Origin of the sequence: uncultured Vibrio sp., from assembly GCF_947488985.1 — a bacterium.
In the GTDB taxonomy this organism is placed as follows: domain Bacteria; phylum Pseudomonadota; class Gammaproteobacteria; order Enterobacterales; family Vibrionaceae; genus Vibrio.
This window is the reverse complement of record NZ_CANLBV010000004.1, coordinates 44,399-68,832: the sequence shown is the minus strand read 5'-3', so window position 1 is coordinate 68,832 and position 24,434 is coordinate 44,399. Positions and strand designations below refer to the sequence as shown.

Annotated in this window: 18 protein-coding genes and 3 pseudogenes; 16 read left to right on the top strand and 5 right to left on the bottom strand. The window is 45.9% G+C overall.

What is annotated here, in order from left to right; all coding sequences use genetic code 11:
• Positions 1-23: 23 nt before the first annotated feature.
• The 5 genes and pseudogenes from Q1A70_RS01730 to Q1A70_RS01710 all read left to right on the top strand — a co-directional run bounded on the left by Q1A70_RS01730 (position 24) and on the right by Q1A70_RS01710 (position 6,767).
• The gene (locus Q1A70_RS01730) at positions 24-941 is read left to right on the top strand and encodes a LysR family transcriptional regulator (RefSeq protein WP_239848138.1); all 918 of its coding nucleotides are present in this window, start codon (positions 24-26) and stop codon (positions 939-941) included.
• Between the two features lie 11 nt (positions 942-952).
• Positions 953-3,013: a prolyl oligopeptidase family serine peptidase gene (locus tag Q1A70_RS01725; RefSeq protein ID WP_299686319.1), complete on the top strand. Its 2,061-nt coding sequence runs from the start codon at positions 953-955 to the stop codon at positions 3,011-3,013.
• A 282-nt stretch (positions 3,014-3,295) separates the two neighbouring features.
• A pseudogene (locus Q1A70_RS01720) lies at positions 3,296-3,532 on the top strand (transposase); the annotation flags it as partial.
• A gap of 34 nt (positions 3,533-3,566) precedes the next feature.
• A pseudogene (locus tag Q1A70_RS01715) lies at positions 3,567-3,950 on the top strand (substrate-binding domain-containing protein); the annotation flags it as partial.
• A gap of 456 nt (positions 3,951-4,406) precedes the next feature.
• The gene (locus Q1A70_RS01710) at positions 4,407-6,767 is read left to right on the top strand and encodes an ATP-binding protein (RefSeq protein ID WP_299686321.1); all 2,361 of its coding nucleotides are present in this window, start codon (positions 4,407-4,409) and stop codon (positions 6,765-6,767) included.
• A 162-nt stretch (positions 6,768-6,929) separates the two neighbouring features.
• On the opposite strand, the gene Q1A70_RS01705 is transcribed toward Q1A70_RS01710, so the two are convergent.
• Positions 6,930-7,664, bottom strand: coding sequence for a flagellar brake protein (locus tag Q1A70_RS01705; RefSeq protein WP_299686323.1), 735 nt, complete (start codon positions 7,662-7,664; stop codon positions 6,930-6,932).
• Positions 7,665-7,903: 239 nt separating this feature from the next.
• Here Q1A70_RS01705 and Q1A70_RS01700 point away from each other — a divergent pair, with 239 nt between their 5' ends.
• The 3 genes and pseudogenes from Q1A70_RS01700 (at position 7,904) to Q1A70_RS01690 (ending at position 10,455) form a co-directional block, all read left to right on the top strand.
• A complete protein-coding gene (locus tag Q1A70_RS01700) occupies positions 7,904-8,188 on the top strand; it encodes a GNAT family N-acetyltransferase (RefSeq protein ID WP_299686325.1) in 285 nt (94 codons plus the stop codon).
• Positions 8,158-9,284: pseudogene (locus tag Q1A70_RS01695) on the top strand (phosphotransferase). Before Q1A70_RS01700 ends, Q1A70_RS01695 begins: the two are co-directional and overlap by 31 nt.
• Positions 9,274-10,455, top strand: coding sequence for an MFS transporter (locus tag Q1A70_RS01690; protein WP_299686327.1), 1,182 nt, complete (start codon positions 9,274-9,276; stop codon positions 10,453-10,455). The pseudogene Q1A70_RS01695 and the gene Q1A70_RS01690 overlap by 11 nt, the downstream one beginning before the upstream one ends.
• Positions 10,456-10,587: 132 nt before the next feature.
• Here Q1A70_RS01690 and Q1A70_RS01685 read toward each other — a convergent pair whose 3' ends face one another.
• Positions 10,588-11,481 carry a DMT family transporter gene (locus Q1A70_RS01685; RefSeq protein WP_299686329.1) on the bottom strand — a complete coding sequence of 298 codons (894 nt, stop codon included), beginning with the start codon at positions 11,479-11,481 and terminating at the stop codon, positions 10,588-10,590.
• A gap of 127 nt (positions 11,482-11,608) precedes the next feature.
• Here Q1A70_RS01685 and Q1A70_RS01680 point away from each other — a divergent pair, with 127 nt between their 5' ends.
• Positions 11,609-12,091 (top strand): MarR family transcriptional regulator, encoded by a 483-nt coding sequence (locus Q1A70_RS01680; protein ID WP_299686331.1) that lies wholly within the window; start codon positions 11,609-11,611, stop codon positions 12,089-12,091.
• 102 nt (positions 12,092-12,193) lie between these two features.
• Here Q1A70_RS01680 and aceB read toward each other — a convergent pair whose 3' ends face one another.
• The gene (gene aceB, locus Q1A70_RS01675) at positions 12,194-13,816 is read right to left on the bottom strand and encodes a malate synthase A (protein ID WP_299686394.1); all 1,623 of its coding nucleotides are present in this window, start codon (positions 13,814-13,816) and stop codon (positions 12,194-12,196) included.
• 449 nt (positions 13,817-14,265) lie between these two features.
• Between aceB and Q1A70_RS01670 the strand changes: the two genes are divergently transcribed.
• A complete protein-coding gene (locus Q1A70_RS01670; RefSeq protein ID WP_299686333.1) occupies positions 14,266-14,874 on the top strand; it encodes a TetR/AcrR family transcriptional regulator in 609 nt (202 codons plus the stop codon).
• Between the two features lie 210 nt (positions 14,875-15,084).
• Here the strand turns inward: Q1A70_RS01670 and Q1A70_RS01665 are convergent, their stop codons facing one another.
• Complete coding sequence (locus Q1A70_RS01665) at positions 15,085-16,560, bottom strand: Na+/H+ antiporter NhaC family protein (RefSeq protein ID WP_299686335.1); 1,476 nt, start codon at positions 16,558-16,560, stop codon at positions 15,085-15,087.
• Positions 16,561-16,577: 17 nt separating this feature from the next.
• Positions 16,578-17,921: a glutamine synthetase family protein gene (locus Q1A70_RS01660; RefSeq protein ID WP_299686337.1), complete on the bottom strand. Its 1,344-nt coding sequence runs from the start codon at positions 17,919-17,921 to the stop codon at positions 16,578-16,580.
• Between the two features lie 342 nt (positions 17,922-18,263).
• On the opposite strand from Q1A70_RS01660, the gene Q1A70_RS01655 reads away from it, so the two are divergent.
• Genes Q1A70_RS01655 through aguA form a run of 6 tightly spaced genes read left to right on the top strand, consistent with a single transcriptional unit; the run spans position 18,264 to position 24,395 of the window.
• Positions 18,264-19,010, top strand: a complete 747-nt coding sequence (locus tag Q1A70_RS01655) for a gamma-glutamyl-gamma-aminobutyrate hydrolase family protein (protein WP_299686339.1) — start codon at positions 18,264-18,266, stop codon at positions 19,008-19,010.
• Positions 19,011-19,026: 16 nt separating this feature from the next.
• Entirely contained in the window at positions 19,027-19,584 is a 558-nt protein-coding gene (gene puuR, locus Q1A70_RS01650; RefSeq protein ID WP_017065011.1) for an HTH-type transcriptional regulator PuuR, read from the top strand.
• A gap of 36 nt (positions 19,585-19,620) precedes the next feature.
• Positions 19,621-21,105 (top strand): aldehyde dehydrogenase, encoded by a 1,485-nt coding sequence (locus tag Q1A70_RS01645; RefSeq protein ID WP_299686345.1) that lies wholly within the window; start codon positions 19,621-19,623, stop codon positions 21,103-21,105.
• A gap of 30 nt (positions 21,106-21,135) precedes the next feature.
• Positions 21,136-22,413 (top strand): FAD-binding oxidoreductase, encoded by a 1,278-nt coding sequence (locus Q1A70_RS01640; protein ID WP_299686347.1) that lies wholly within the window; start codon positions 21,136-21,138, stop codon positions 22,411-22,413.
• A gap of 21 nt (positions 22,414-22,434) precedes the next feature.
• The gene (gene aguB, locus Q1A70_RS01635) at positions 22,435-23,301 is read left to right on the top strand and encodes an N-carbamoylputrescine amidase (RefSeq protein WP_017067340.1); all 867 of its coding nucleotides are present in this window, start codon (positions 22,435-22,437) and stop codon (positions 23,299-23,301) included.
• Positions 23,302-23,312: 11 nt separating this feature from the next.
• Positions 23,313-24,395 (top strand): agmatine deiminase, encoded by a 1,083-nt coding sequence (aguA, locus tag Q1A70_RS01630; RefSeq protein ID WP_299686351.1) that lies wholly within the window; start codon positions 23,313-23,315, stop codon positions 24,393-24,395.
• The last annotated feature ends 39 nt before the right edge of the window (positions 24,396-24,434 follow it).

The window sequence follows — 24,434 nt, the reverse complement described above, 5'->3', positions numbered from 1 at the left end:
AATTCCAAAATTGGCATAATCAGATGCGAGCAGACGATTTGATCCTGTTTTCACAGGTAGTAGAACTGGGCAGTTTCAGTAAGGTCGCAGAGCAAAATAACCTTACAAATTCGGTAGTTAGTAAGAGAATTGCGCGATTGGAAGAGGAGATTGGCGTGCAATTATTATATCGAACTACGCGTAAATTGACCCTGACCGAGGCGGGCAAGGCAATTTTGCACGGAGCCAAAAATGTGAAGCAGGCGACTCAAGAGGCTATGGACGCAGTTTCAGGCTTTGGTGAAAATGTCAGCGGTCATATCAAAATGTCAGTGCCTACTATCTCCGGAGATTTGATACTCGCAGACGCTGTTGCCGAATTTTGTAATATGCACCCAGGTTTAACGGTCGATATGTCTCTGAACAATCGTTTTGTTGATTTGGTTGAGGATGGTCTCGACTTGGTGATTCGTACCGGTTATCTGGAAGACTCAAGCTTGATTGCTCGCCATATATTGGATTCGCAATGGGTGGTGTGTGCTTCGCCATCTTATATCGCCAAAAACGGCAAGCCGATGCTGCCGAAAGACTTAGTGCAGCACAACTGCTTGCAATACGCCTATCAAACAACGGGTGCCAGCGAGTGGCAGTTCCTGCACAGTAAAGACGGCTGTACCGACAACGACAAATACATCGTGCGTGTTTCGGGGTCTTTCTCGACCGACAACGCAACCGCATTAAGAAAAGCGGCATTAGGCGGGCATGGTGTGGCGTACGTGCCGCGTTGTCTGGTTTATCACGATATTCGCAACGGTCAGCTAGTGGACATCTTCCCTGACTTAGTGGGTAAGAAGCTCGGTATCTATGCGGTGTACCCTTTTACGCGTCAGCCGCCTAACAAGATTAAGTTATTGATTGAACACATTAGAACTCGTTATCTGACGATTTCTCACTATTTTTAATAAGGATCACGATGAGCTATTTAAAAGAGTATCAATATCCAATCACCAATAAACAGATCGTCAGCGATGACTATTTTGGTCAGATAATCGAAGACCCATATCGTTGGCTAGAAGACGACAGAAGTGACGAAACCGCGCAGTGGGTGGCGGGCCAGAATGAAGTCACGTTCGATTACCTCGCTCAAATCCCGTATCGCGTGGAACTGCGAGAGCGACTGGCGAAAGCACAAGACTATAAAAAGAGTTCGCAGCCGTTTGTAAGAGGTGATTACACCTATTTCTATAAGAATGATGGCCTGCAGAATCACAGTATTCTCTATCGTCAGAAAGAGGGTCAACAGGTTGAAGTCTTCCTAGATCCGAATACCTTCTCGGAAGACGGCACCACATCTCTAGGCTCAGTATCATTTTCGAAAGACTACAGCTTAGTGGCGTACAGCATTTCTGAGGGCGGCAGCGACTGGCGCAAGATCTTCGTGATTGATACCGAGACCAAACAACAGCTCGAAACGGAAATCACCGACGCCAAATTTACGGGCATCTCTTGGTTAGGCAATCGCGGCTTCTATTATTCCAGCTACGACAAACCAGATGGCAGTGAGCTTTCTGCTCGTACTGAGCAACACAAGCTGTACTTCCATGAGTTGGGCACAGAGCAAGCGAGCGACAAGGTGATCTTTGGTGCGAACAACGCCGAGCAGCACCGCTATGTATCAGGCTACACCACCGAAGACGATCGTTACCTAATTATTCTTGGCAAAGAATCAACATCGGGGAACAGACTGTTTTATATCGACTTAAGCTCATCAGAACAATCGCTGAATACGTTGATTGATCATGTGGATAGCGATACGTATCTCATCGATAACCAAGATGAGACCTTCATTCTATACACCAATCTCGATGCGCCGAACGGTAAGGTGGTGAGCTTTGATACACGTACCCAGCAGTGGCGAGATATCATCTCAGAAAAGCCACAGCCGTTAGACATCAGCACTGGTGGTGGCTATTTGTTTGCTCACTACATGGTGGATGTGGTGTCGAAAATTGAGCAGTTGGATTATCAAGGTAACCGAGTTCGTGAAATCCATTTGCCCGGTCTGGGAACGGCCAGTGGCTTAGGTGGTAAAAAAGAACAAACTCAGCTTTATTACACCTTCACCAACTATGTTACGCCGCCCACTATTTTCTCTTTTAATGTTGAATCGGGCAGCTCAGAAATTTATCAGCGCTCAGAGTCTCCGTTTGAATCGGACAAGTTTGAGTCTAAGCAGGTTTTCTATACCTCAAAAGATGGCACTCAGGTTCCGATGCTTATCTCTTATAAGAAGGGATTAAAACTGGACGGCAATAACCCCACCATGTTGTATGCCTATGGCGGCTTCAACGTCAGCCTAACGCCTTCTTTCTCAGGCACAGTGGGCAGTTGGTTGGAACTCGGTGGTGTGTATGCGGTGCCGAACCTACGTGGTGGTGGCGAATATGGCAAAGCGTGGCACAAAGCGGGTACACAACAACAAAAGCAGAATGTGTTTGACGATTTCATTGCTGCTGCGGAGTTCTTAATCGCAGAAAATTACACCGGCCGTGACAAGCTAGCGATTCGCGGCGGTTCTAACGGTGGCTTGCTAGTGGGTGCTTGCATGACACAGAGGCCGGAGCTTTTCCAAGTGGCTCTGCCTGCTGTTGGGGTGCTAGATATGCTGCGTTACCACACATTCACGTCTGGCGAAGGCTGGGCGTACGACTACGGCACGTCAGCGCAAAACAGAGAGATGTTTGAATACCTGCTTGGTTATTCTCCGGTTCATAATGTGGTGCGAGGGGGCGATTACCCAGCAACTTTGGTCACGACCGCTGATCATGACGACCGCGTGGTGCCAGCACACTCTTATAAGTTCATCGCAGAGCTGCAAGACAAGCATGAAGGTGGTGCGCCTGTGATGATTCGTATCGATGTTAATGCAGGTCACGGTGCGGGAATGCCGCTGAGTAAAGCGATCGATCTCACTGCCGATACCTATGCATTTACGCTGTTCAATATGGGCGTAGAATCTCTAGATTCGTTTTAGATAATGCTTGATTCTAGATAATTGGGTGTTTAACTCAGACCAATAAGCCTCAAAATCGACCTTAGATTTTGAGGCTTCTCATATATATGAAAACCAATCAAAACTGCACCATATTTCCTTCATTTTTACACACGCTTTTCCGTGATAGCCCTCGCCATTATTGATGAAATGAAAGCGATTTCAAGCTGATATTTTACGCATTATTCAATCTAAGCTACTGATCTTTAATTAATAATTTTGCCTATAACGGTCGCAATGGTGGCTTCGCTCTCTTCTTTTGCTGCTGAACGCGCAATTAAACCGCTGGTCACTGGTAGGAAGAACTGGTTGTTCTCGAACACACCAAATGGTACTGAGGCGAGCGCGATGCTTTACAGTATCGTCGAGACTGCAAAAACTAATGGGCTTATCCTCTATGACTACATGGTCAAGTGCATGAAAGAGTTAGCAATGGCTGTCTGGTACCTCATCTTGGACATATGTTACGGGTACACAGTAGATTTTAGGTGTTCGACCTGAAGTGGATGGTTTGCTGGTGGTCCCTTGTATTCTGGTGGTTGCGGTGGGCTATGATATGGTTGCAGATAATGTTCGCTCTTAACATTGATAATGTGTTGGGTGATTACATGGCAACCCTGCACTTATTGCAACAAGGGCATGTGAATATCGCTCATACTAAGGGGCTTTCGAGTCAGCCTGATGCGGGTAATTGTTTTGAAGGCTATAAAATGCCAGCAGACGTATCAGAGTCGGCTTTGATGACTTGCCAACGTCGAAGTATTTCACGCCAGCATTAACGACCTTGAGACAGCCGATTGAAGAGATTGGTGAGGTGTGTGCTCAGTCAATCTTGAATCTGTTATCCGGTGAGAGGCATGAAGCTCAATTACCTTCGATTGATTTAATTGTTAGAGAGTCGACCAAATCTTCGTACCGCGAATCCAATAATGCAACACAACAAGTGACAATGTCACCTAGTGTTGTCGTCTATTTCTCTTCAGAAACGAAAAATGTCGCACGAATGCGACATTTTTCTTTTGGCGGCCAAACCAGCTTTGCTATATCCATTCTAGAGTCAATCCATATTGAATTTAATCCGAATGTACTTATAAGACGCGGTTAGTCATGATTAGTTCCCTTCGAGTCGCATTTTTTTCAAATTATTTTAAAACTGCTCCAATGCCACATTGAATTGGGGCCCGTCGTTTGCCTGCGAGTCAAACATTGCATTATTCGCTCGCAAATAAAGACCTTGGCTAAGGTAAAATAAGCCCAAATTGTGTGTTATTTGTACGGTTGAACAGCGATGTAGCGTAAGTCACTAAATTTATAGGAAATTACATCTACACTGATGATATCTATACCCAAGTAATACAGGACTAAGGAGGCGGCGATGGCGATGCAAAGACTCAAGAAAGAGCAGCTGTATAAGGTAGCAGAACTTGATACGTTACCATGTAAATCGACCAAAGAACTGGCTCCCATTGACGAAATTGTCGGACAGGAACGTGCACAAAAGGCCGTTGAGTTCGCTATGTCAATCAAGGAAAAGGGTTACAACATTTATGCGATAGGGCGTAATGGCCTAGGTAAACGCACCATGATATTGCGTTATCTAAATAGACACCCGCAAGAGACTAAAGAGCTTTTTGACTGGTGTTATATCGCCAACTTTGAAGATATTCGTACCCCTAAGGTACTTAAATTGCCCAGCGGTGTCGGCAGTAGCTTAAAGCAAGACATTGAAAACTTGATGCGTAAACTGCTCAAAGCAATGCCGCTCGCTTTTGATAATGAGATGTATTTTAGCCGCGCGGATAGGCTTAAAAACCAACTGGCAGCCAAGCAACAAGCGGCATTGGAAACGATCAGCCAAGAAGCGAAAGATAAAGGCATCAACCTGACGATCACCACTCAGGGCGATTATCAGTTTGTGGCAATGAATGGTGATGATCTTCATACAGAAGAGAGCTTTGAGTTGCTTTCTCCACAAGAGCAAGACCAGTTCGATAAAACCATTGATGCCTTGGAGGTTAGCTTACGTACCATTTCTCGTGAACTGACCGAGCTTGAAGAAACCTACACCGAGAAAATTCAAAAGCTGAATGATGACACGGCGCGCGATGTGATTACCCACTTCATTAAGCAACTTAAGAAAGATTACAACCAGTATCCAGAGGTCAAAAAATACCTCACCTCACTACGTAAAGATATTGTTGATAACGCAGATATTTTCTTAGAGGAAAGTACCGAACAAGCGGAGATTGCGACCGCTTCGTTGGATAAGAAAATGCCGCGTCGTTATAAGGTGAATGTGATTGTCAGCCAGAAGGAGCAGACCCTACCGATAGTGGTGGAAGAGAATCCGAACTACCATTCGTTGTTTGGTCATGTTGAAACGGCCACCTTTAAGGGCACTGTATTTACAGACTTCTCATTGATTCGCGCCGGTAGCTTACATAGAGCTAATGGCGGCGTATTGTTGATGGATGCGGTTAAGGTACTAGAACAACCGTATGTTTGGGAAGGCTTGAAGCGAGCGCTGCGTTCACGTCAATTGAGTTTCACTTCACTGGAAAAAGAGGTGACCTTAACCGGAGCGGTATCGCTTGATCCCGAACCTATCCCGTTGGATGTCAAAATCATTCTGTTTGGTGATTACCGCACTTATCAGCTGTTGCAGCATTACGATGCGGAGTTTGGTGAGTTGTTCCGTGTGACGGCTGACTTTGAAGATGAGATGAAGCGTACAGCGGACTCTGAAATGCATTACGCACGCTTCATTTCGAGTATCGTACACGACAACAACATGCTGCATTGTGATCGCAAAGCGATTGCCCGCATTATTGAGCACAGCTCTCGTCAGGCGGGTGATCAAGGTAAATTATCGCTGCACTCGGCACACATTGCGAACCTGTTGCGTGAGTCCAATTACGTGGCAAGAGGGTCGAAGTCTAATCTGATTCGTGCTACTCACGTAGATCAAGCATTAGCCAATCAACAGATGCGTGTTGGGCGATTGCAAGACAGCGTGATGGAAACCTTCACCAATGGCACGACGCTGATCCATGTTGATGGGCTGGCGGTAGGGCAAGTCAATGCGCTCTCGGTACTCAGCACCACAGATCATATGTTTGGTGCACCGAACCGAATCACGGCAACCACCGCTTATGGTGATGGTGAAGTGATTGATATCGAAAGAAATGTCGATCTCGGCGGCAGCATTCACTCGAAGGGGGTGATGATCTTATCTGCGTACCTTTCTTCGGTGTTTGGTAAAACAGCCAAGGTGCCACTGACCACTAATATTACCTTCGAACAATCGTATGGTGGCGTCGATGGCGATAGTGCGAGCATGGCTGAGTTCTGCGCGGTGGTGTCCGCCTTTTCGAAACAACCCAATCGTCAAGATATCGCGATCACTGGCTCGATGAACCAGTTCGGTGAGTCTCAGCCAATTGGTGGCGTGAACGAGAAAATCGAAGGATTCTTTGATGTGTGCGAAATTAAAGGCCGTTCAAATGAGCAAGGGGTGATCATCCCGCGTTCGAACGTGCATAACCTGATGTTGCGCAGTGATATAGTAAAAGCGGTTGAAAAGGGGGAATTCAATATCTGGGCCATTGACCATGTAACGGAAGCGATTGAGCTGTTTACAGGTAAGGCCGCTGGTGAAGCCAGTGAAGAGGGGAGCTACCCAATCGATACTATCTTTGGCATCGCCCAAGCGAAACTGAATGCCTTACGTAAATAACTGAATAGTTTGAAATTTAGATAATCAGATCAATCTCTCTAACGCAAAAGCCATCGATTCTAGAGTCGATGGCTTTTTTCGTTGGGCTTTATAGCAATCGGCGAGGCGGTGGAGTAAAAATCCCTAGCATTAAATGATATTCCGTATTTCGATATTACGGCATTAAGCGCTACGTAAGCAGAGCTTCGTTCCATCGAATTTGAGCTTCGCCAGCAAGTGTTTGGCGTTCGCTCGGCCGATATCATCAAACTCCACTCCGTATCGAGCGTAGTGGGTTGATTTTTGCAGGTTACAGACAGTGCCTATCAATGGCGGAATCAATGGGCCATTGTAGTTCTCGGGCGTAATCTCAATCGACACGCGATCGGCCATTTGCACTGGGCGAGCGGTCGGTGACGTCACAAATCGACAGCCACTTTTCGAAAGGTCGCGAATCTCACAGTTCATGCGTTGATCGTTAAAGATAATTCGCGAACTTAGGTTCACTTCATAGCGTGTTTCTTTACGCAGTTGGGTGACTTGCATCGTGCTTGGTGTAGAAAGAACGACAATAGGGAAGGGCTCACCAATGGTATGAAGAATCTGACATCGAAAGTGAATAAGCGCGCCTTCGCCTCGTAAAGAGTATGCGCGAACATTCATCCAAAAACCGTCTTGAAAGAAAAAACGCAGGTCATCGCTTGAAACCTCGGGCACCTCAATGACGATACTGTTGCTGCTGTGGGTACCGATGAACTTAGATGTGGCAAGAAACTTAGTCCCGACCGGCGTTGATACATTCAATGTTAATTCACTGCCGTGTTCAATCATCGCCAGCGCGTCGGTGCTATTGATGGTAGAAACAGTGCGATTACTCGGCTCTTGAGGTACCGGTTTCTGCTCCAGAGGTGTATTCATTGTGTGCTCCATGCGCCAACATGCGTTAATTTTTTATGACTAATAATAATGAGCAATATTGAATGAGAGTACTGTACATTGATGCTTATCGAGTCTTGTGAACACACTCGCTGGCAACATTATTTACTTGGTTTGTAAGCACTTAGTTGTATTTGATTGCACAAGAAATAGTTTATTATAAGGGCGGCATACTTCAAACTTTTATTGTTTGTCGTATCAATTATTTGTAGGAGTTAAAGATGCAGATCACAAAATGGGATCAACAAGCAAGCCAGATCACGGTTGAACTCGAACCCAACCAGTTCGCCGTGGTTAAGTACCAAAAGGAGGGAGATGTGCTACATATCACCTCAACTCGTATACCTGACGAACTGCAAGGTAAGGGGTTTGGTAAGGTAATGATGGAGTCGGTATTACCTGAAATTGAACAAGCCGGGTTCACCATTATTCCGGTGTGCAGCTACGTTGTGCACTACATGAATAGGCACAAGCTATGGGCGCATCTATTAGCGTCAGAGGCATAAAAATAATCCGTATGTCTAAAACGCAACCTACACTCTATCAACAAATTGCAGCCTCACTTGGCTGTGATCAAGCGTTTGATATTGAAGTGATTCAGCCGTTATGGGGCGGGTATGGCGAGCTGGTACGTTTGGTTTTTGCTGATGACAGCGAAGCCCGTTGTCGCAGCGTTATCGTGAAACACGTCGCTCTGCCGGATAAAGCCGTGCACCCCAAAGGTTGGAATAGCCAACTCTCGCATCAACGAAAGGTACACTCTTACCAAGTTGAAACAGCCTGGTATCAGTTGTTTAGCCAGCAGTGGGACGAGCGATGCCCGGTGCCGCTCGGGCTACACTGTGCACAACAAGAGCACGAGTGGCTTATCGTGATGCAAGATCTGGCGGAAATAGGCTTTCCATTGACCTCTCAGTTTGATGTGCTTAACACGGTTGAGCCGCAGGCTGACGTTGAAGAGTTAGCGTCTAAACAGCGTAACGCTTGTCTTAAATGGCTGGCTAACTTCCATGCTAAGCATATCGACATTGATCAAACGCAGTCGGCGTCGTTATGGCCTGTTGGCACTTATTGGCATTTAGATACTCGTCCCGATGAGCTTGCGACGTTAACCGACTTACCCCTTAAGAAACAAGCGCAGCACATCGATCGTTTATTAATAGCATGTCCTTACCCCACCTTAGTCCATGGTGACGCCAAGCTCGCCAATTTCTGTTTTGATGCACAAAGTGAACGCGCGGCGGCCGTCGATTTTCAATATGTCGGCCATGGCTGTGCAATGAAAGACATCGCCTTGTTCATGAGCAGCGCCGTGCGACCGCAAGATTGCACGGCGTTAGAGTCAACGATCTTAGATCGTTACTTTCAACATTTAAAAGAGGCGCTTAGCCATTACCAGCCACAGCTTGCATTCGATGATATTGAAGCGGCATGGCGACCGATGTTTTACGTGGCATGGGCTGATTTTCAGCGCTTCGTCAAAGGTTGGAGCCCCAACCACTGGAAGATTAATCCCTATACCGAGCAGTTGACTTGTCGAGTGCTCACTCAATTCAACGAAACCCCCAATTAAACGAACAGGAGTCCGTCAATGTTCGATAAAACGGCGAGCTGGAAAACGCCGCAAAATTTTTTATTACTGATCTCAATTGTTGTCCCCATCGCGTTTTCGAGCTGGATGGCGCTGCTGAATAATTTCGTGATTGAGAAAGCGAACTTTGATGGTGCGGATATTGGTTTGCTGCAAAGTGTGCGCGAGATCCCCGGCTTCTTGGCGTTTACCGTGGTGTTTGTACTGGCATTCATCCGTGAGCAACGCTTTATGTTGGTCTCCTTGATGATGTTAACCGTGGGGACGGCGATCACTGGTTTATTCCCTTCACTGACGGGCCTACTGCTGACGACCATTTTAATGTCGACGGGCTTTCATTACTTTGAAACGCTTAAGCAGTCTTTGTCACTGCAATGGCTGAGTAAGGAAGAAGCGCCAGAGATGTTGGGCAAAATGCTCTCTGTTGGCGCATTGGCGTCCTTGCTCACTTATGGTTCTATTTGGGTGATGTTGGAGCAATTTAAGCTCGATTTTGCTTGGGTATATGGGATCAGCGGCGGCATTGGTTTTATGTTGGTATTGGTGATGACCTTTGGCTTCCCTGAGTTTCAAACCAAGACCCCACAAAATAAGAAATTGGTACTGAGAAAGCGTTACTGGCTCTACTACGCACTGACGTTTATGAGCGGAGCAAGAAGACAAATATTCACCGTGTTTGCGGGCTTCTTGATGGTTGAGAAGTTTGGTTACTCAGCCGCAGACGTTACGTTATTGTTCTTAGTTAACTACCTGTTTAATTTCTTGTTTGCGAAGCGCATTGGGCGCTTTATTGGTGTGGTCGGCGAGCGCAAGGCGTTGATCTTTGAGTATATTGGCTTGATTGGTGTCTTTGTCGGTTATGGTTTGGTGCAAAGCGCAGAATGGGCGGCGGCACTGTATGTGATCGACCATTTGTTCTTTGCATTAGCATTAGCGATCAAAACTTACTTCCAGAAAATTGCCGATCCAGCCGATATGGCATCCACAGCGGGGGTCTCTTTTACCATTAACCATATTGCTGCGGTTGTTATTCCAGTGGTGTTTGGTGTGATTTGGTTATCGTCTCCTGCTACGGTTTTCTACATCGGTGCGGCAATGGCGGCGGTTTCTCTGGCGCTGTCTTTCAATATCCCTAGGCAGCCAGAAGAGGGCAATGAAGTACGCCTATTTAGCTGGCGTTAACGTTCGGGTCTGCCACTCTCGATAAGACAAATAAAAAGCGCCAATATCACTTTTTGTCTAGCAGTATCACACTCTTCCTAGTTGAAAGTATATTGGCGCTTTTTTATGGTTGATTGCTGATGATAGAGCGAGTTACTGAGTCACCGCTTTAGCTACTTTGGGCTGCCTGATGACAGTGATGATTTGCGGCATCAGCGACATGAGAATCATGCCTGTCATTAACGAGTATTGGAGTGGCGTAAATGATTCACCCATCAATACCATACCGGTCACGATGCCCGCAACCGGGTTCGCGATGCCGCCAAAGGTGAAATCCACCACCGACATACGCTGTAGTAGCCACACATACAAGCCGTAACCCAGCGCCGTATTCAGCACAATGACCCATAGCAACCCGATGGCGTTGCGGGTATCGAACTGGCTTGCGGCATTCACATAAGGTTGAGGATCAGCGAAGGCTTGGAATCCTGAAGCCACTGACATGATCGCCCCACCGAGAATCAACTGCCACGTTAACACCTTCCACCAGTGCATACGGCTACCCAGAGATTTAGTTATGCTGCTGCCGATAACGATACACATGATAGCGGTAAACATGGCGCCTAAACCGATAGGGTTGAGTGTTAACTGACTTGGATTAAACAGAGCCCACGCCAAAGAGATTAAGCCAATACCTGATATCGCTTGAATCAATTGAGGGCGTTGTTTTTTCACCACCCAGTGGGAAATCATCGCAAAGACAGGCACTGAGATCATACCCACGCCAGAGATGGCCGAAGGTAGGGTTTGCGCCATCACGAAGATCAAGCCAAAGAAGGTCGCGATATTGATAAGGCCTAGGGTGAAAATGATCTGCCACTCCCCTTTTTTAGGTAGGGTCGGCTTGATCAATAGCAATAACAAACCGGCAGGCAGTGCACGCAAAGCACCTAATAATAATGGTGGCCACTCCGGTAGCGTAAATTGCGTCACTGCATAGGTCGTTCCCCAAAAAAACGCGGGGATCATTGCTAATAATATGTTCATTTTGAAAAATATCTTTACGTTAAGATAAGTATGGCGTGAACTCTATACTGAGAACTAGTGGTTGTAAAGTATCTTTATGTTAAACTAGTTTGAAATGACTAAGACGAATAACGGAGCGTGATTGCAAATGGATGCTATCGACCGCGTAGTGGAGCAATGGGCAAAGGAAAAGCCTGAGTTAGAAACCGAGCCTATGGCAATGATGGGGCGGATCATGCGTATTGCCAAGTATATGGAGACGCAAGTTGCCGAGCTGCATAAAAAATACGACATGAAGCTTGGTGAGTTTGATGTGCTGGCGACGTTACGACGTTCTGGAAAGCCTTACCGACTGACGCCCTCGGAGCTGATTGGTTCGATGATGTTGACATCGGGTGCGATGACCAATCGTCTTGATAAGCTAGAAGCCAAAGGGCTGATCAAGCGTGAACATAGCAAAGAAGATAGGCGCAGTGTCAGTGTTCAGCTAACCAAAGAGGGTCTGGTTTTGATTGACCAAATGATGACAGAGCATGTTGAAATGCAGAAAAAATTGGTCAAATCGCTGTCCGTAAGTCAAAAGAAGAATACTAACCAGCTGCTAAAAACCTGGTTGAGTGCCTACGAGTAGCGTAGCGCTGAGCGGCTGTTTTAGACGATAGAATGAAAAACCGAAGCTCACAGGCTTCGGTTTTATCGTTTTAGAGTGACCAGTTATTGACGACGATTGGTATTACGCTTCTTGCAATAGCTCATAGCAGGGTAGCGTTAAGAAGGCGGCAAACTCTTGCGCGGTCGAAAGCTCATAGAAGAGATCGGCTGTCTCCTCAAATCGCCCAGCGGCATAGCGCACGTCACCGACTTCATTTTTTATCGTCTCTAGCTCTTGGTAGAGCCAAGACTGGAACAGTGATTTGGTAAAGGTTTGGCCGCTATCGAGCGTGACGCCATGGTGAATCCATTGCCAAATATTGGCTCTTGAGATCTCAGCGGTTGCGGCATCTTCCATAAGGCCGTAGATAGGTACGCAGCCGTGACCTTGAATCCATGCTTCAATGTAGTAAAGCGCAATGCGTATATTCTTACGAACCCCTGCCTCATCGCGGCTGCCTGTACAAGGTTTGAGCAGCGCGTCTGCGTTGATCACATGCTCTGGACTTTGGAAATCGATTTGGTTGACCTTGCCATCAAGGTGCTTATCGAATATCGACATCGCTAAATCAACCAGTGCAGGGTGCGCCACCCAAGTTCCGTCGTGGCCGTTTTGCGACTCTCTCTGTTTGTCTTCGATGACCTTGGCAGTCACACGCGCCATCTCTTGTGGATCTTTGGCCGGAATAAAGGCTGACATGCCGCCCATTGCCAGTGCGCCACGAGCGTGACAAGTACGCACCAGCAGCTGGCTATAGGCGTTGAGAAATTCTTGATCCATGCCGATGCCATGACGGTCGGGTAGGATGCGGTCTTTATGCATCTTCAACGTTTTGATGTAGCTGAAGATGTAATCCCAACGGCCACAGTTCATCGCAACGATATGATCGCGCATCGCATACAAGATCTCTTCCATCTCGAATACTGCGGGTAGCGTTTCAATCAATACGGTCGCGCGAATCGTGCCCTTTGCTACGTTGAAATAGTGTTCGGTGAAGCTGAAAATATCGTCCCACCATTGTGCTTCTTCCATGCTTTCAAGTTTTGGAATGTAGTAATAAACCCCTAAACCTTGTTGCGCTCGCGATTGATAGTTATGGAAAAAGTACAAAGCGAAATCCATCAAGCAACCGCCAATAGGCTGATTGTTGAATTGAATAGACTGCTCTGGCAAATGAATGCCACGTGGGCGTGCGATCAGTAGCGCGGGATCGTTATTTAACTGGTAGCGCTTCTGCTTCTTCTCGTCGAAGTAACTAATGGTGCCAAGGTTAGCGTCTCGTAGGTTGATTTGTCCTTCGACCATACTGGCCCAAGTCGGAGAAGAGGCATCCTCAAAGCAGCACATGAAGACTTTTGCGCCTGAGTTTAGCGCGTTGATCACCATCTTGCGTTCGATGGGGCCGGTGATCTCTACACGGCGATCGAGCAGCTCTGGTGGCGGCGTGGCCACTTTCCATTCTTTATTCTGACGAATGGAAAGGGTGTCCTTTCTGAAATTGGGTAACTCGCCCTCGTCGTATTGAACTTGTTTGATGTCGCGATCATTGAGCAGGGCATCACGGCGATCGCCAAACTTATTCACCAGCGCTGCTAAGAATGTTAATGCCTCTTTAGATAAGATCTCTTTGTACTTGGCGTTGTCTATATTGCCGACCACTTGCATACACTGTGCTGCTTCTCTCTCTTTCACGTCATTCATTATTATCATCTCCTTTGAACAATAAGATATAATTTTGTATACAGAATTGTATTTCTAATTTTATTTATATGGCAAAAATTGCAAACAATCAAAGACTATTTAACATTTGCACATCATTTGTTTTTACTTATTTAATTTTACATTAAGATATTTTGTGTAAAGAAATGATTTGTAAGTTTTTAAGGGTGTTGATTGATGTTGATAGTGGTGAGTGATATGGGTAACAGTGAACGGTATCATGGGAATGTGCGCTTTTGGCTTGATAAATACCGCGGATGCGGCATCGTTCTTAAAGGTCTACTAATTGTATACAATTCTAACTAAAGGTTAGAGTGGTAATGAGGACAACGATCAATGCGTTGACCTTAAGTTATGGCATTATATTCTGGACTAATGAATCTCGTTTATTACTATGACGTAAGTCGTAAGTCGTAAGTCGTAAAGGATAGAATATGTCTAGGATCAGACAAAAGAATCAAGATTTAATCATTGAGGTCGCGTGTCAGCAATTCGCCACTCATGGCTATGCCGCAACCAAAATGGCGGACATCGCAAAAGCGGCCCACATCCCCAACGTATTCTATTATTTTAGCTCTAAAGACAAGCTTTATAATGCGGTGCTTGAGACTGTCACTCAGCCTTTATTGGAAGCCTCTCGCCCTATCGAAAAGCTCTGTGATCCGGTTGAAGCTTTGTCTCAATATATTCAAACCAAGCTGATCATTTCTCGCGACCACCCCCATGCTTCGAAAGTTTTTGCCAATGAAGTGATGTCCGGTGCGAAAGTGTTGCCACAAGACATTGGTGACGAGCTGTATAAGCAATCCCAGATGATCCTTGATAAGTTCTCTACTTGGTCGGCGCAAGGCTTAATGGATGATGTACCCGCGCATCATTTGATGTTTACTATCTGGGCGGCAACCCAAACCTACGCCGATTTTGGCTGGCAGATTTGCAGCGTGATGCAGAAAGAGCAGCTTGATGATAAGGATTATGCTGATGCTGCTGAATTTATCACGCAATTGGTGATTAAAGGCTGTGGCGTGAAAAGCAAACTTTGAAGACGGATGAGCAGCGCAGGTAGCCAGCTCAGTTCGGTTATTTAGACAGGTGGATGGTATTCATCAATCTACAAACCACAAATTAAGATGCCTTATCTAGTGCTCTTTCGAGTAAAAGCAGATAAGGCATTATTTTTTGTGGTCAAAGTTTTCTCATCCCCATCGCAGTTAATAACTCTGTCTACGACTCTACGACGGGTATGGGACTGGTTATCCGATGACCAAGAAGAACAGAGTGGTTGCAATAATACCAATCACAGCATAAGGGAATTGTGTGGTGGCGTGCTGCATTGAAGTACAACCCGAGCCTTGAGCGGACAATACCGTTGAATCACTGAAGAAGCATGAGTGGCTGCCGGCTGCAGATGCAGAAAGTAGCGCGGCGATAGTGAGGTGAAGAGGTACCCCTAGTTGTTCAGCGAGTGGCAATACGATTGGCATAGCCACCGCGAAAGTACCCCAAGACGATGCCGTGGCGAACACCAATGCACCAGTGATGATAAAGATAATAGCAGGGAAGTAAGAGGCCGATAGATAAGGGCTGACTGTCTCGATAACATACAGTGTTACCCCTAGCGAGTCGTTCACTGACTTAAGCATGAAACCGCCAATAACGGTCGCCAATGGCAGTAGCATTACCTTGATCCCGTCGTATACCGCGTCGAACATATCGTTCATTGAGATCAGGCGCTGCGCACCATAAAAGCAGATAGTGAAGATAACCGCGACAAACACACCCGCTAACAGGTCAATGCCGAAATACCAGCTTGCACCAACTAATACTACCATCGGCAATAAGAAGTTGATCAGTCCCATTGTTGGGCTGGTGTTTGATGCCATATCTTCGCCGAAGTCGATGTCTGTTGCGCCTTCAGGGCGTACTTGACCGTTCTTCGCGCGCTCTTCCGCTTTTTTCATCGCTCCCAGATCTGGAATTTTCTCTAACGCAACCAGCAACACGATAATCAATGTCACCCAACCATAAGCCATGTATGGGATCGCTTCGATATAGGCTTTGATGCCTTCGCCTGCTTCAGCAACACCATTCGCTTCAAGCAGTGAGCTAAAGAAGATTGCCCATGTTGAGATTGGCACCAAAATACAGATGGGTGCAGCGGTGGAGTCAACCAGATAAGAGAGTTTTTCGCGCGAGATGTTGTACCCATCCGTGATCTTTTTCATCGATGAAGAGATAGCAATAGCGTTCAGGTAGTCATCAATAAAGATCATGATGCCGAGCAAAAAGGTCATCAGCATCGATTGCTTACGGCTCTTAACCTTGGTCACCAACATATTCGAGAAGCTTAAGATGCTGCCGCCCTTTTCGAGAATCGCAATTAATCCCCCCATTAGGCCACACACGAGGATGATCCAAGCAATGGTTTCATCCATCATCACATCCATCGAGATGCCAACAATCTGCTCAACGGCTTCGGTTGGGTTGAGCATCAGCACGCCGGCAATCGCGCCACTAAAGAGTGCTTCGACGGTGCGGTGAGTCGCTAAAGCGAACACTAAAACAAGCGCCGTCGGCAGCAGGCTCATCCACCCGTAGGACTCACCTTGTTGATGGTTTAATCCCAGTACAGTGAAAAAAACGAAGGTCGCCACCACTAACAGATAGACTATTAGGTGTTGACTGTTGATTTTCAGCGGCGCGTCCAGCGCCTTAGTTTGCGTCGTCATACTTATATTTCCTTTATTTAAGCTGAATGCAACATCCAGTCGATTTCTAGTGGGGTGATCTCACGTTCGAATTCCGCGAGTTCACTCCGTTTGCAAGCTAAATATATATCGACAAACTCCTTCGAAATGTACGGGGCTAGTTCACTACGTTCTAGCTGGTCGAGCGCTTCTGACATACGCAATGGTAGGTCAATTGCATCATCACTGAGAGAGTTTGGACATTGGTCTTTGGTATAGTTTTCACTCGCCAATACTGCGGAAAGTACTACGGCAGCGAGAATATAAGGGTTAACGTCGGCTCCGGCTATACGATGTTCAATTCGACGGTTTTTGCTGTCACTGATAGGAACGCGTAAAGCGACACCACGGTGGTTTTCGCCCCAGTCTGCTTTCGTTGGTACGTAAGCACCCGGAACAAAGCGGCGATAGGAGTTAACGTTAGGACAAATCAAGGCCATGGAGTCAGATGTTTGAGCAAGCATCGCTGCTATGGTTTGATAAAAGAGGTGACTTGGTTGGCCGTCAGGTTGGCTAAAGTGATTATTGTCGTTGGAATCCACCAAGCTAAGGTGGATGTGCATACCGTTACCAGCTTGTTCACTAAATGGCTTAGCCATGAAGGTAGCATCGAAATCATGTTGATTAGCAACTTGACGAATTAGGCGTTTGACGATGATGATTTCATCACACACTCGTAGTACATCTTTAGAGTGGTTGAAGTTAATTTCAAATTGTCCTGGGGCGGATTCTGATAGTGCCCCCGAAGTATTTAACCCTTGCTCTTGAGCGACTTTGTTAAGATCGGTCAAAAAGTCTGCGTAATCATCCAAACCGTCCAAGTCATAGACTTCGGTATCTTTTTCTCGTGATTTTTTGTTTGGATTGATGGCAGTTTGTAGCGCTCCCATCTTACCCCGCTTCCTGTCGATTAAGTAAAACTCTAGCTCTAAGGCAACACATGGATGTTGATCTTTAGCGTGTAACTTTTCGAGAATTTCACTGACGATATTACGAATAAAGAGCGGGTTTGGTGTGTAGGCTGACTCATCCATCATACTCAACATTATTTGGCCCACTTGCTCTTTAGCGGTAGGCATTAATGTGTCCGCAATTGGGAAACACATGTTGTCTGGTTCTCCCAATTCTTCACCTAGCCCTGCTGTTTCAACCACATTACCTTTGGTATCTAAAGTAATTGTCGAGAGGGGAAGAGCTATTCCTTTATGCAGCTTGTGTAGTGCACTTACTGGGATGCGCTTGCCTCTTGGTGTGGCATTGATGTCGGTAAAAATCAGATCAACAAACTCGATGTTGGGCCATTTTTGTCGAAAATTTTTAACTTCCTGTAGATACGATTCCATTGTGTTCTCCAACTAGCCTCTATTTGGTAAATTGAAAGTAACAAAAAAGAAACAAGTCAATTGTACTAATTAGACTAAAGTCTATATTTAAAGGTCATTTCCTTTTAATACATGGGCTTGTGTTGATTGTTTTGAAATTTACCATTTTATTGAAAGATGTTTTTGTTAACTATTTTGTAACAGTTGATTGTGTTTTGCTCAATATAATGTCCAAGATTAGTCTTTTTTTTGACCGAAAAAGTGGGTTTGGTCACGCTTTGGTCATAATATCGAACATCGGCGTTGATAATTTTGTACGTGATTTGTAGTGTGGGTGTTAAATAAATCGAACGCGGAAGTAACATGTCTAGAACAAGCAAACCCATTATTGGAATTGTTAGTTGCGCTAAAGAATTGGGTGGCTATCAAATACAGGCAGTGAATAATTTTTACCTCACGGCTGTGAAAGACTTTGGTGGATTGCCACTGATATTGGCTCCGGATATGGCAAGTGAAGATGTTGAGCGTCTTCTTAACATCTGCGACGGTTTTTTATTTCCTGGGAGCCACTCAAATGTGGCACCACATCATTACAACGGCACTCATGAAGAGTCTAAGAAAGATGAAGCTCGAGATGAGCTTTCCTTTACTTTGATCCGTCAAGCGATAGACAAAGACATTCCGTGTTTTGGTGTTTGCCGTGGATTTCAAGAGATGAATGTTGCTCTAGGTGGTTCACTGAACCCAGCAGTTCATGATTCAGGTTTCAACGACCATCGAGAGAGTGAGGCCGAAGATTTTGAAGAAAAGTACGCACCATCACACGCGGTATTGGTGCAAAAACAAAGTTTGTTTGAGAAATGGCTGACTGAAAATCATTGGGAAAACACTATCTTTTTTGAGGTTAATACGCTTCATAACCAAGGGGTTGACCAATTAGCTCCCCAACTGACCGTAGAAGCTAAAGCACCGGATGGTTTAGTGGAAGCGTTTAGTCTTCCAGGGCAAAAATTCTTTGTTGGCGTGCAGTGGCACCCAGAATGGAAAGCAAAAACGAATCATTTCTCTCAAATTTTGTTTAAAGAATTTATGATGGCGGCCTCTCTATAAATTAGGAGCCACCTACATGGACAACCAAGAGATTGGTAAAAATATTGTTCGATTAAGAAAAGAACATGGATTGTCACAACGAGAATTAGCTGAACGAGCAGGTATTACACATAGCGCGATCTCTTCGATTGAGAATGCGAAGGTAAGCCCTTCGGTGAGTTCGTTGCAAAAAATAGTGAATGTTTTTTCTTTATCTCTTTCGGAGTTTTTCACACTTGAACAACCCAAAAGCGACGAAGTGAAGGTTGTCGTTGCGCCTGAAGAGTTGGTTGAAATGGGCAGTGAGTCGGTTTCAATGAAACTGGTAACCAACGGCAGCAAAGAACAGGTAATTGGATTTTTGATTGAAGAGTATGCCCCCCACGGCACAACGGGTGCGGCGGAAATTAAACATGAAGGCGAAGAGATCGGCACTATTTTAGAGGGCGAAATCACTCTGGAATACAAAGAGCAATCTTTTGTCCTTAAACAAGGTGAATCGTACATTATTGATACGACGCAGCCGCACAAGTTTACAAATCACACAGACAAGGCTTGTCGAATGATAAGCGCGCATACGCCAACCACATTCTAAGTGGGCCTTGCCTTGTTGTGATAACAAGGAGAGCGTATGAAAACCCAAGAACAATGGATTGAACTGAAAAACAATCTAAACATCGAAAATCGTGCCTTTATTAATGGCGAATATAGCGCAGCTATCAGTGGAAAAACTCTAGATGTTGTTAATCCGGCTACCGACGAGACACTGACCCAGATAGCTCGTTGCCAAGAAGAAGATGTTGAGCTTGCGGTAACATGTGCTCGTCAAGCTTTCCTTTCTGGTGAATGGAGCAACAGTGCTCCGTCATATCGCAAAGCGGTACTCAGCCAATTTGCAACGCTGATTGACCAACATCGTGAAGAACTTGCGTTGCTGGAAACCCTAGATACGGGTAAACCAATCAGCCACAGCGTTTCAACCGATATTCCTGGTGCTGCAAGCGCACTGCGTTGGTATGCAGAAGCCATCGATAAAGTGTATGGGGAAGTCGCGCCAACTGAACAAGATGTACATGCCTTTGTTTCTCATCAAGCTATCGGTGTTGTTGCAGCGGTAGTTCCATGGAACTTTCCATTGTGGTTAGCTTGCTGGAAACTTGGCCCTGCATTAGCTGCAGGTAATAGCGTTATTCTGAAACCCTCTGAAAAATCTTCTCTCACTGCTATTTATATTGGTCAACTTGCCAATCAAGCCGGCTTACCACGTGGCGTTTTTCAAGTCGTTACAGGTTTTGGCCATGAAGCCGGTGATGCTTTAGCGAAACACCATGACGTAGACTGTATTGCATTTACGGGGTCTACTCGTATTGCTGGTCAATTAATGGTTCGTTCTGGTGAAACCAATCTTAAGCGTGTGTTTGCCGAGGCTGGTGGTAAGAATGCCAATATCGTATTTGAAGACTGCGAAGACCTAGATCGTGCAGCCGCAGAAACCGCTGGTGGTTGCTTCTATAACCAAGGCGAAGTCTGTGTCGCTGCAACTCGTTTATTGGTGCACGAAAGCATCAAAGATCGCTTTGTTGATAAAGTCATTTCTGCGGCTCAATCCTTTAGGCCGAAAGACCCAATGGACACCTCATCTTCGATGGGAGCGCTCATCGATCAAGGTCACAAATCAAAAGTGCTTGAATATATAGAGCTTGGCCAAGCGGAAGGTGCAGTTCTTCGTTGTGGTGGTGATGTTGAAGGCAAAGGCGCATTTGTTGAGCCGACCATTCTTGATAACGTTGACAATAAAATACGTGTCGCTCAGGAAGAGATATTTGGTCCTGTACTTTGTGTTATTTCATTTAAAGATGAAGCGGAAGCAGTCGCAATCGCCAATGACTCAAAATACGGTTTAGGTGCGGCGCTTTGGAGCGATAACATTAACCGCGTACACCGCGTAGCTAAACAGCTTCAAGCAGGTTCTGTTTGGGTGAACAACTACAACGAAGGTGATATGACCGTCCCTTTTGGTGGGTTCAAAATGAGTGGTAATGGCCGTGATAAGTCACTGCACGCCATCGAAAAATTCACCGAAACCAAAACGACTTGGATTCGCCTTCACCCTTAGCCTGCTGATGATTAATAAAGGAATATCACTATGAATAAGCATACGGATTCGTTTTACGCTCACTCTATCCCGAACATGCCAGAGTTCCCACAACTGCAAGACAACATTGAGTGTGATGTGTGTGTGGTCGGGGCTGGGTTTTCAGGTTTATCTTCAGCTCTTCATTTAGCAGAGAAAGGTTTTAATGTAGTGGTACTAGAGAGTGCCAAAGTCGGTTTTGGAGCAACTGGTCGTAATGGTGGACAGATCGTCAATAGTTACAGTCGAGATGTTGATGTGATAGAAAGCCGTTACGACCAATCCCAAGCTAAAGCCTTGTGTGACATGATTTTCGAAGGCGGAGATGTCATTCGTGGCCTAATCGAAAAATACGATATTGAGTGTGACCACAAACGCGGTGGCCTATTTACCGCGCTAAACAAAAAGCAGTTAAAAGGCTTAGAGCATCATAAGAAAAACTGGGAGCGATATGGCAATGACCAGCTCACCATGTTGGATGCTAGCCAAGTAGAAGAGGCGGTTGGTACTCAAGCTTACACCGGTGGCTTGCTTGATATGCGTGGTGGGCACATTCATCCGCTTAAACTCGCATTGGGGGAAGCCGCAGCATTTGTTTCTCTTGGTGGTCAAATTTTTGAACAATCAGCGGTAACGTCCATTGAAAAAGGCGCGAATCCTGTTGCAAGAACAGCGAGCGGTAGTGTGAAGAGTAAATATTTGGTGTTAGCTGGCAACGCCTACTTAGGTGGGTTGGCTCCAAATATCAGTAACAAAGCGATCCCATGTGGAACTCAAGTCGTGGCGACAGAGCCGCTTACCGATGAGCAACTAAAACAGGTTTTACCAAGTGACTACTGCGTTGAAGACTGTAATTACTTACTGGACTATTTCCGATTGAGTGCCGACAAACGCTTGTTGTTTGGGGGTGGGGTGGTTTATGGCGCTCGTGACCCTCAAGACATTGAATCTCTGATTCGTCCTAAGCTAGAAGGTATTTTCCCACAGCTTAAAGGTATCAAGATTGATTACACATGGACTGGTAACTTCTTACTTACCTATTCACGTATGCCGCAGTTCGGCGCATTCGACGACAATATTTATTATTTGCAAGGCTACAGTGGCCATGGAGTTACCTGTACTCACTTGGCTGGCAAGCTATTGGCAGAAGCCTTAACAGGGCATGCCGAACGATTTGATGCCTTCGCACAACTCAAGCACTACGCCTTCCCTGGTGGACGTCACTTCCAAATACCATTCACAGCAGTTGGCGCAGCGTATTACAACCTAAGAGATAAGCTGGCTATCTAACCGGACGATAAGGAACACCCAATGAGTAGAGTAGTAAAATTCGCGGCCCTGCAACTGACCAAAAGCTGGGATCTGGAAGATAACCTAAATAAAGCTAAGCAAGCGATTCGTGAAGCTGCGAGTAACGGTGCCAATGTGGTTTTGCCGCAGGAATTGTTCGCTGCCCCTTACTTTTGTAAGAAGCAAGAAGCTAAGTATTTTGAGTTGGCCGAGGAAGTAGACAACTGTCTGTTGATAACAGAGATGAGTGCATTGGCAAAAGAACTCGGGGTCGTGATTCCAGTTAGTTATTTTGAAAAAGCGGGCAATACCTTCTTTAACTCATTAGTGATGATTGATGCCGATGGCACTGTGCTAGATAACTACCGCAAATCACACATCCCGGATGGTCCGGGTTATAGCGAAAAATACTATTTTAGTCCTGGAGATACTGGTTTCAAAGTCTGGCAAACCCAGTTTGGTAAGTTCGGCGCTGGTATTTGCTGGGATCAATGGTTTCCTGAGCTTGCTCGTAGCTTAGCGTTACACGGTGCAGAAGCCATTTTTTACCCAACCGCTATTGGCAGCGAACCACAAGATCCAACTTTAGATTCTCGTGATCACTGGCAACGCACTATGCAAGGCCATTCCGCCGCAAACTTGGTTCCTGTGATTGCGTCTAATCGCGTAGGCACAGAGTGTGATGATGGCATTGAAACCACATTCTACGGTTCCTCTTTTATTACCGATCATACTGGTGGCAAGTTGGCAGAAGCGCCACGTGATGAGGAAGCTATCATTTACGCGGAGATTGATTTAGCCGCAACGGCTCAAGCGCGTCACTCGTGGGGGTTGTTCCGTGACCGCCGCCCAGATCTATATGGCTCTGTGGGCAAACTAGCAGTTTAAAGGGGCAGACTATGCAGTTATCGACAACACCACTGCAAGATGGGTTCTACTTTCCAGCTGAGTTTCATCCTATTGAAGAAGTTTGGTTGGCTTGGCCAGAAAGACGAGACAATTGGCGTGATAACGCCCTTCCTGCCCAGCAAACATTCGCTAGCATTGCGAATGCGATAGCAGAGGTGACTAAGGTTTGTGTCGCCGTGAGTGCGAAGCAATTTGATAAGGCGAGAGCATTGCTTCATTCAGACATTCGGCTTGTTGAAATCCCATTCAATGATGCGTGGATGCGTGATATTGGGCCCACAGTGTTGGTGAATCAAGACGGCGAGCGTCGTGGAATCAACTGGCAGTTTAACGCTTGGGGTGGTGACTATAATGGCCTCTATGAAAACTGGCAGCAGGACGACCTAGTGGCTAGCTCAGTATGTGACATTATCGGGATTGATCACTACAACGCCCCATTCGTTTTAGAGGGGGGCTCAATACATACCGATGGCGAAGGTACGCTCTATACAACAGAAGAGTGTTTGCTTAGTCCGGGACGCAACCCTGAGTTGAATCAACAACAGATAGAAACACATCTCAAAGAATATCTGGGTATTGAAAAGGTCATTTGGCTGCCTAAAGGACTATTCGATGATGAAACTGACGGACATGTTGATAATTTGATGCATGTGATTGCCCCGGGGAAAGTGGTATTGAGTTGGACTGATGATCCTTCAGACCCACAATTCGCATTATCTCGTCAGGCGGAACAAGTGTTAAAAGATCAATCTGATGCTAAAGGTCGAGAGATTGAAATCATCCGTTTACCGTTGCCAGGGCCTTTGCACTATAGCGAAGCAGAAGCCAGCGGAATTGATAAAAGTGACGGAATGACACGTGATGCAGGGGAAAGGTTAAGTGCTTCTTATGCCAACTTTCTTATCGCGAATGGCTATGTGTTTTTGCCATTGCTCGATGATAGAACTGACGAGCAGGCAATAAAAATATTGCAGCAAGCGATGCCTGAACATCAAGTCGTTGGTATACCAACGCGTGAGGTTTTGCTTGGTGGAGGTAACATCCACTGCATTACTCAGCAGATCCCTGCTTAAGAAAATCATTATAAAAACAATGAGATATTGGTTTCTGCT

Excerpts from the sequence above, each read along its gene's own strand:
- Q1A70_RS01665 (WP_299686335.1), bottom strand. The coding sequence starts at position 16,560 with ATGACGACGCAAACTAAGGCGCTGGACGCGCCGCTGAAAATCAACAGT.
- Q1A70_RS01655 (WP_299686339.1), top strand. The coding sequence starts at position 18,264 with ATGTCTAGAACAAGCAAACCCATTATTGGAATTGTTAGTTGCGCTAAA.
- Q1A70_RS01645 (WP_299686345.1), top strand. The coding sequence starts at position 19,621 with ATGAAAACCCAAGAACAATGGATTGAACTGAAAAACAATCTAAACATC.
- Q1A70_RS01680 (WP_299686331.1), top strand. The coding sequence starts at position 11,609 with ATGGATGCTATCGACCGCGTAGTGGAGCAATGGGCAAAGGAAAAGCCT.
- aguB (WP_017067340.1), top strand. The coding sequence starts at position 22,435 with ATGAGTAGAGTAGTAAAATTCGCGGCCCTGCAACTGACCAAAAGCTGG.
- Q1A70_RS01730 (WP_239848138.1), top strand. The coding sequence starts at position 24 with ATGCGAGCAGACGATTTGATCCTGTTTTCACAGGTAGTAGAACTGGGC.
- puuR (WP_017065011.1), top strand. The coding sequence starts at position 19,027 with ATGGACAACCAAGAGATTGGTAAAAATATTGTTCGATTAAGAAAAGAA.
- Q1A70_RS01710 (WP_299686321.1), top strand. The coding sequence starts at position 4,407 with ATGGCGATGCAAAGACTCAAGAAAGAGCAGCTGTATAAGGTAGCAGAA.
- Q1A70_RS01700 (WP_299686325.1), top strand. The coding sequence starts at position 7,904 with ATGCAGATCACAAAATGGGATCAACAAGCAAGCCAGATCACGGTTGAA.
- aguA (WP_299686351.1), top strand. The coding sequence starts at position 23,313 with ATGCAGTTATCGACAACACCACTGCAAGATGGGTTCTACTTTCCAGCT.
- Q1A70_RS01690 (WP_299686327.1), top strand. The coding sequence starts at position 9,274 with ATGTTCGATAAAACGGCGAGCTGGAAAACGCCGCAAAATTTTTTATTA.
- Q1A70_RS01660 (WP_299686337.1), bottom strand. The coding sequence starts at position 17,921 with ATGGAATCGTATCTACAGGAAGTTAAAAATTTTCGACAAAAATGGCCC.
- Q1A70_RS01640 (WP_299686347.1), top strand. The coding sequence starts at position 21,136 with ATGAATAAGCATACGGATTCGTTTTACGCTCACTCTATCCCGAACATG.
- Q1A70_RS01670 (WP_299686333.1), top strand. The coding sequence starts at position 14,266 with ATGTCTAGGATCAGACAAAAGAATCAAGATTTAATCATTGAGGTCGCG.
- Q1A70_RS01685 (WP_299686329.1), bottom strand. The coding sequence starts at position 11,481 with ATGAACATATTATTAGCAATGATCCCCGCGTTTTTTTGGGGAACGACC.
- Q1A70_RS01725 (WP_299686319.1), top strand. The coding sequence starts at position 953 with ATGAGCTATTTAAAAGAGTATCAATATCCAATCACCAATAAACAGATC.
- Q1A70_RS01705 (WP_299686323.1), bottom strand. The coding sequence starts at position 7,664 with ATGAATACACCTCTGGAGCAGAAACCGGTACCTCAAGAGCCGAGTAAT.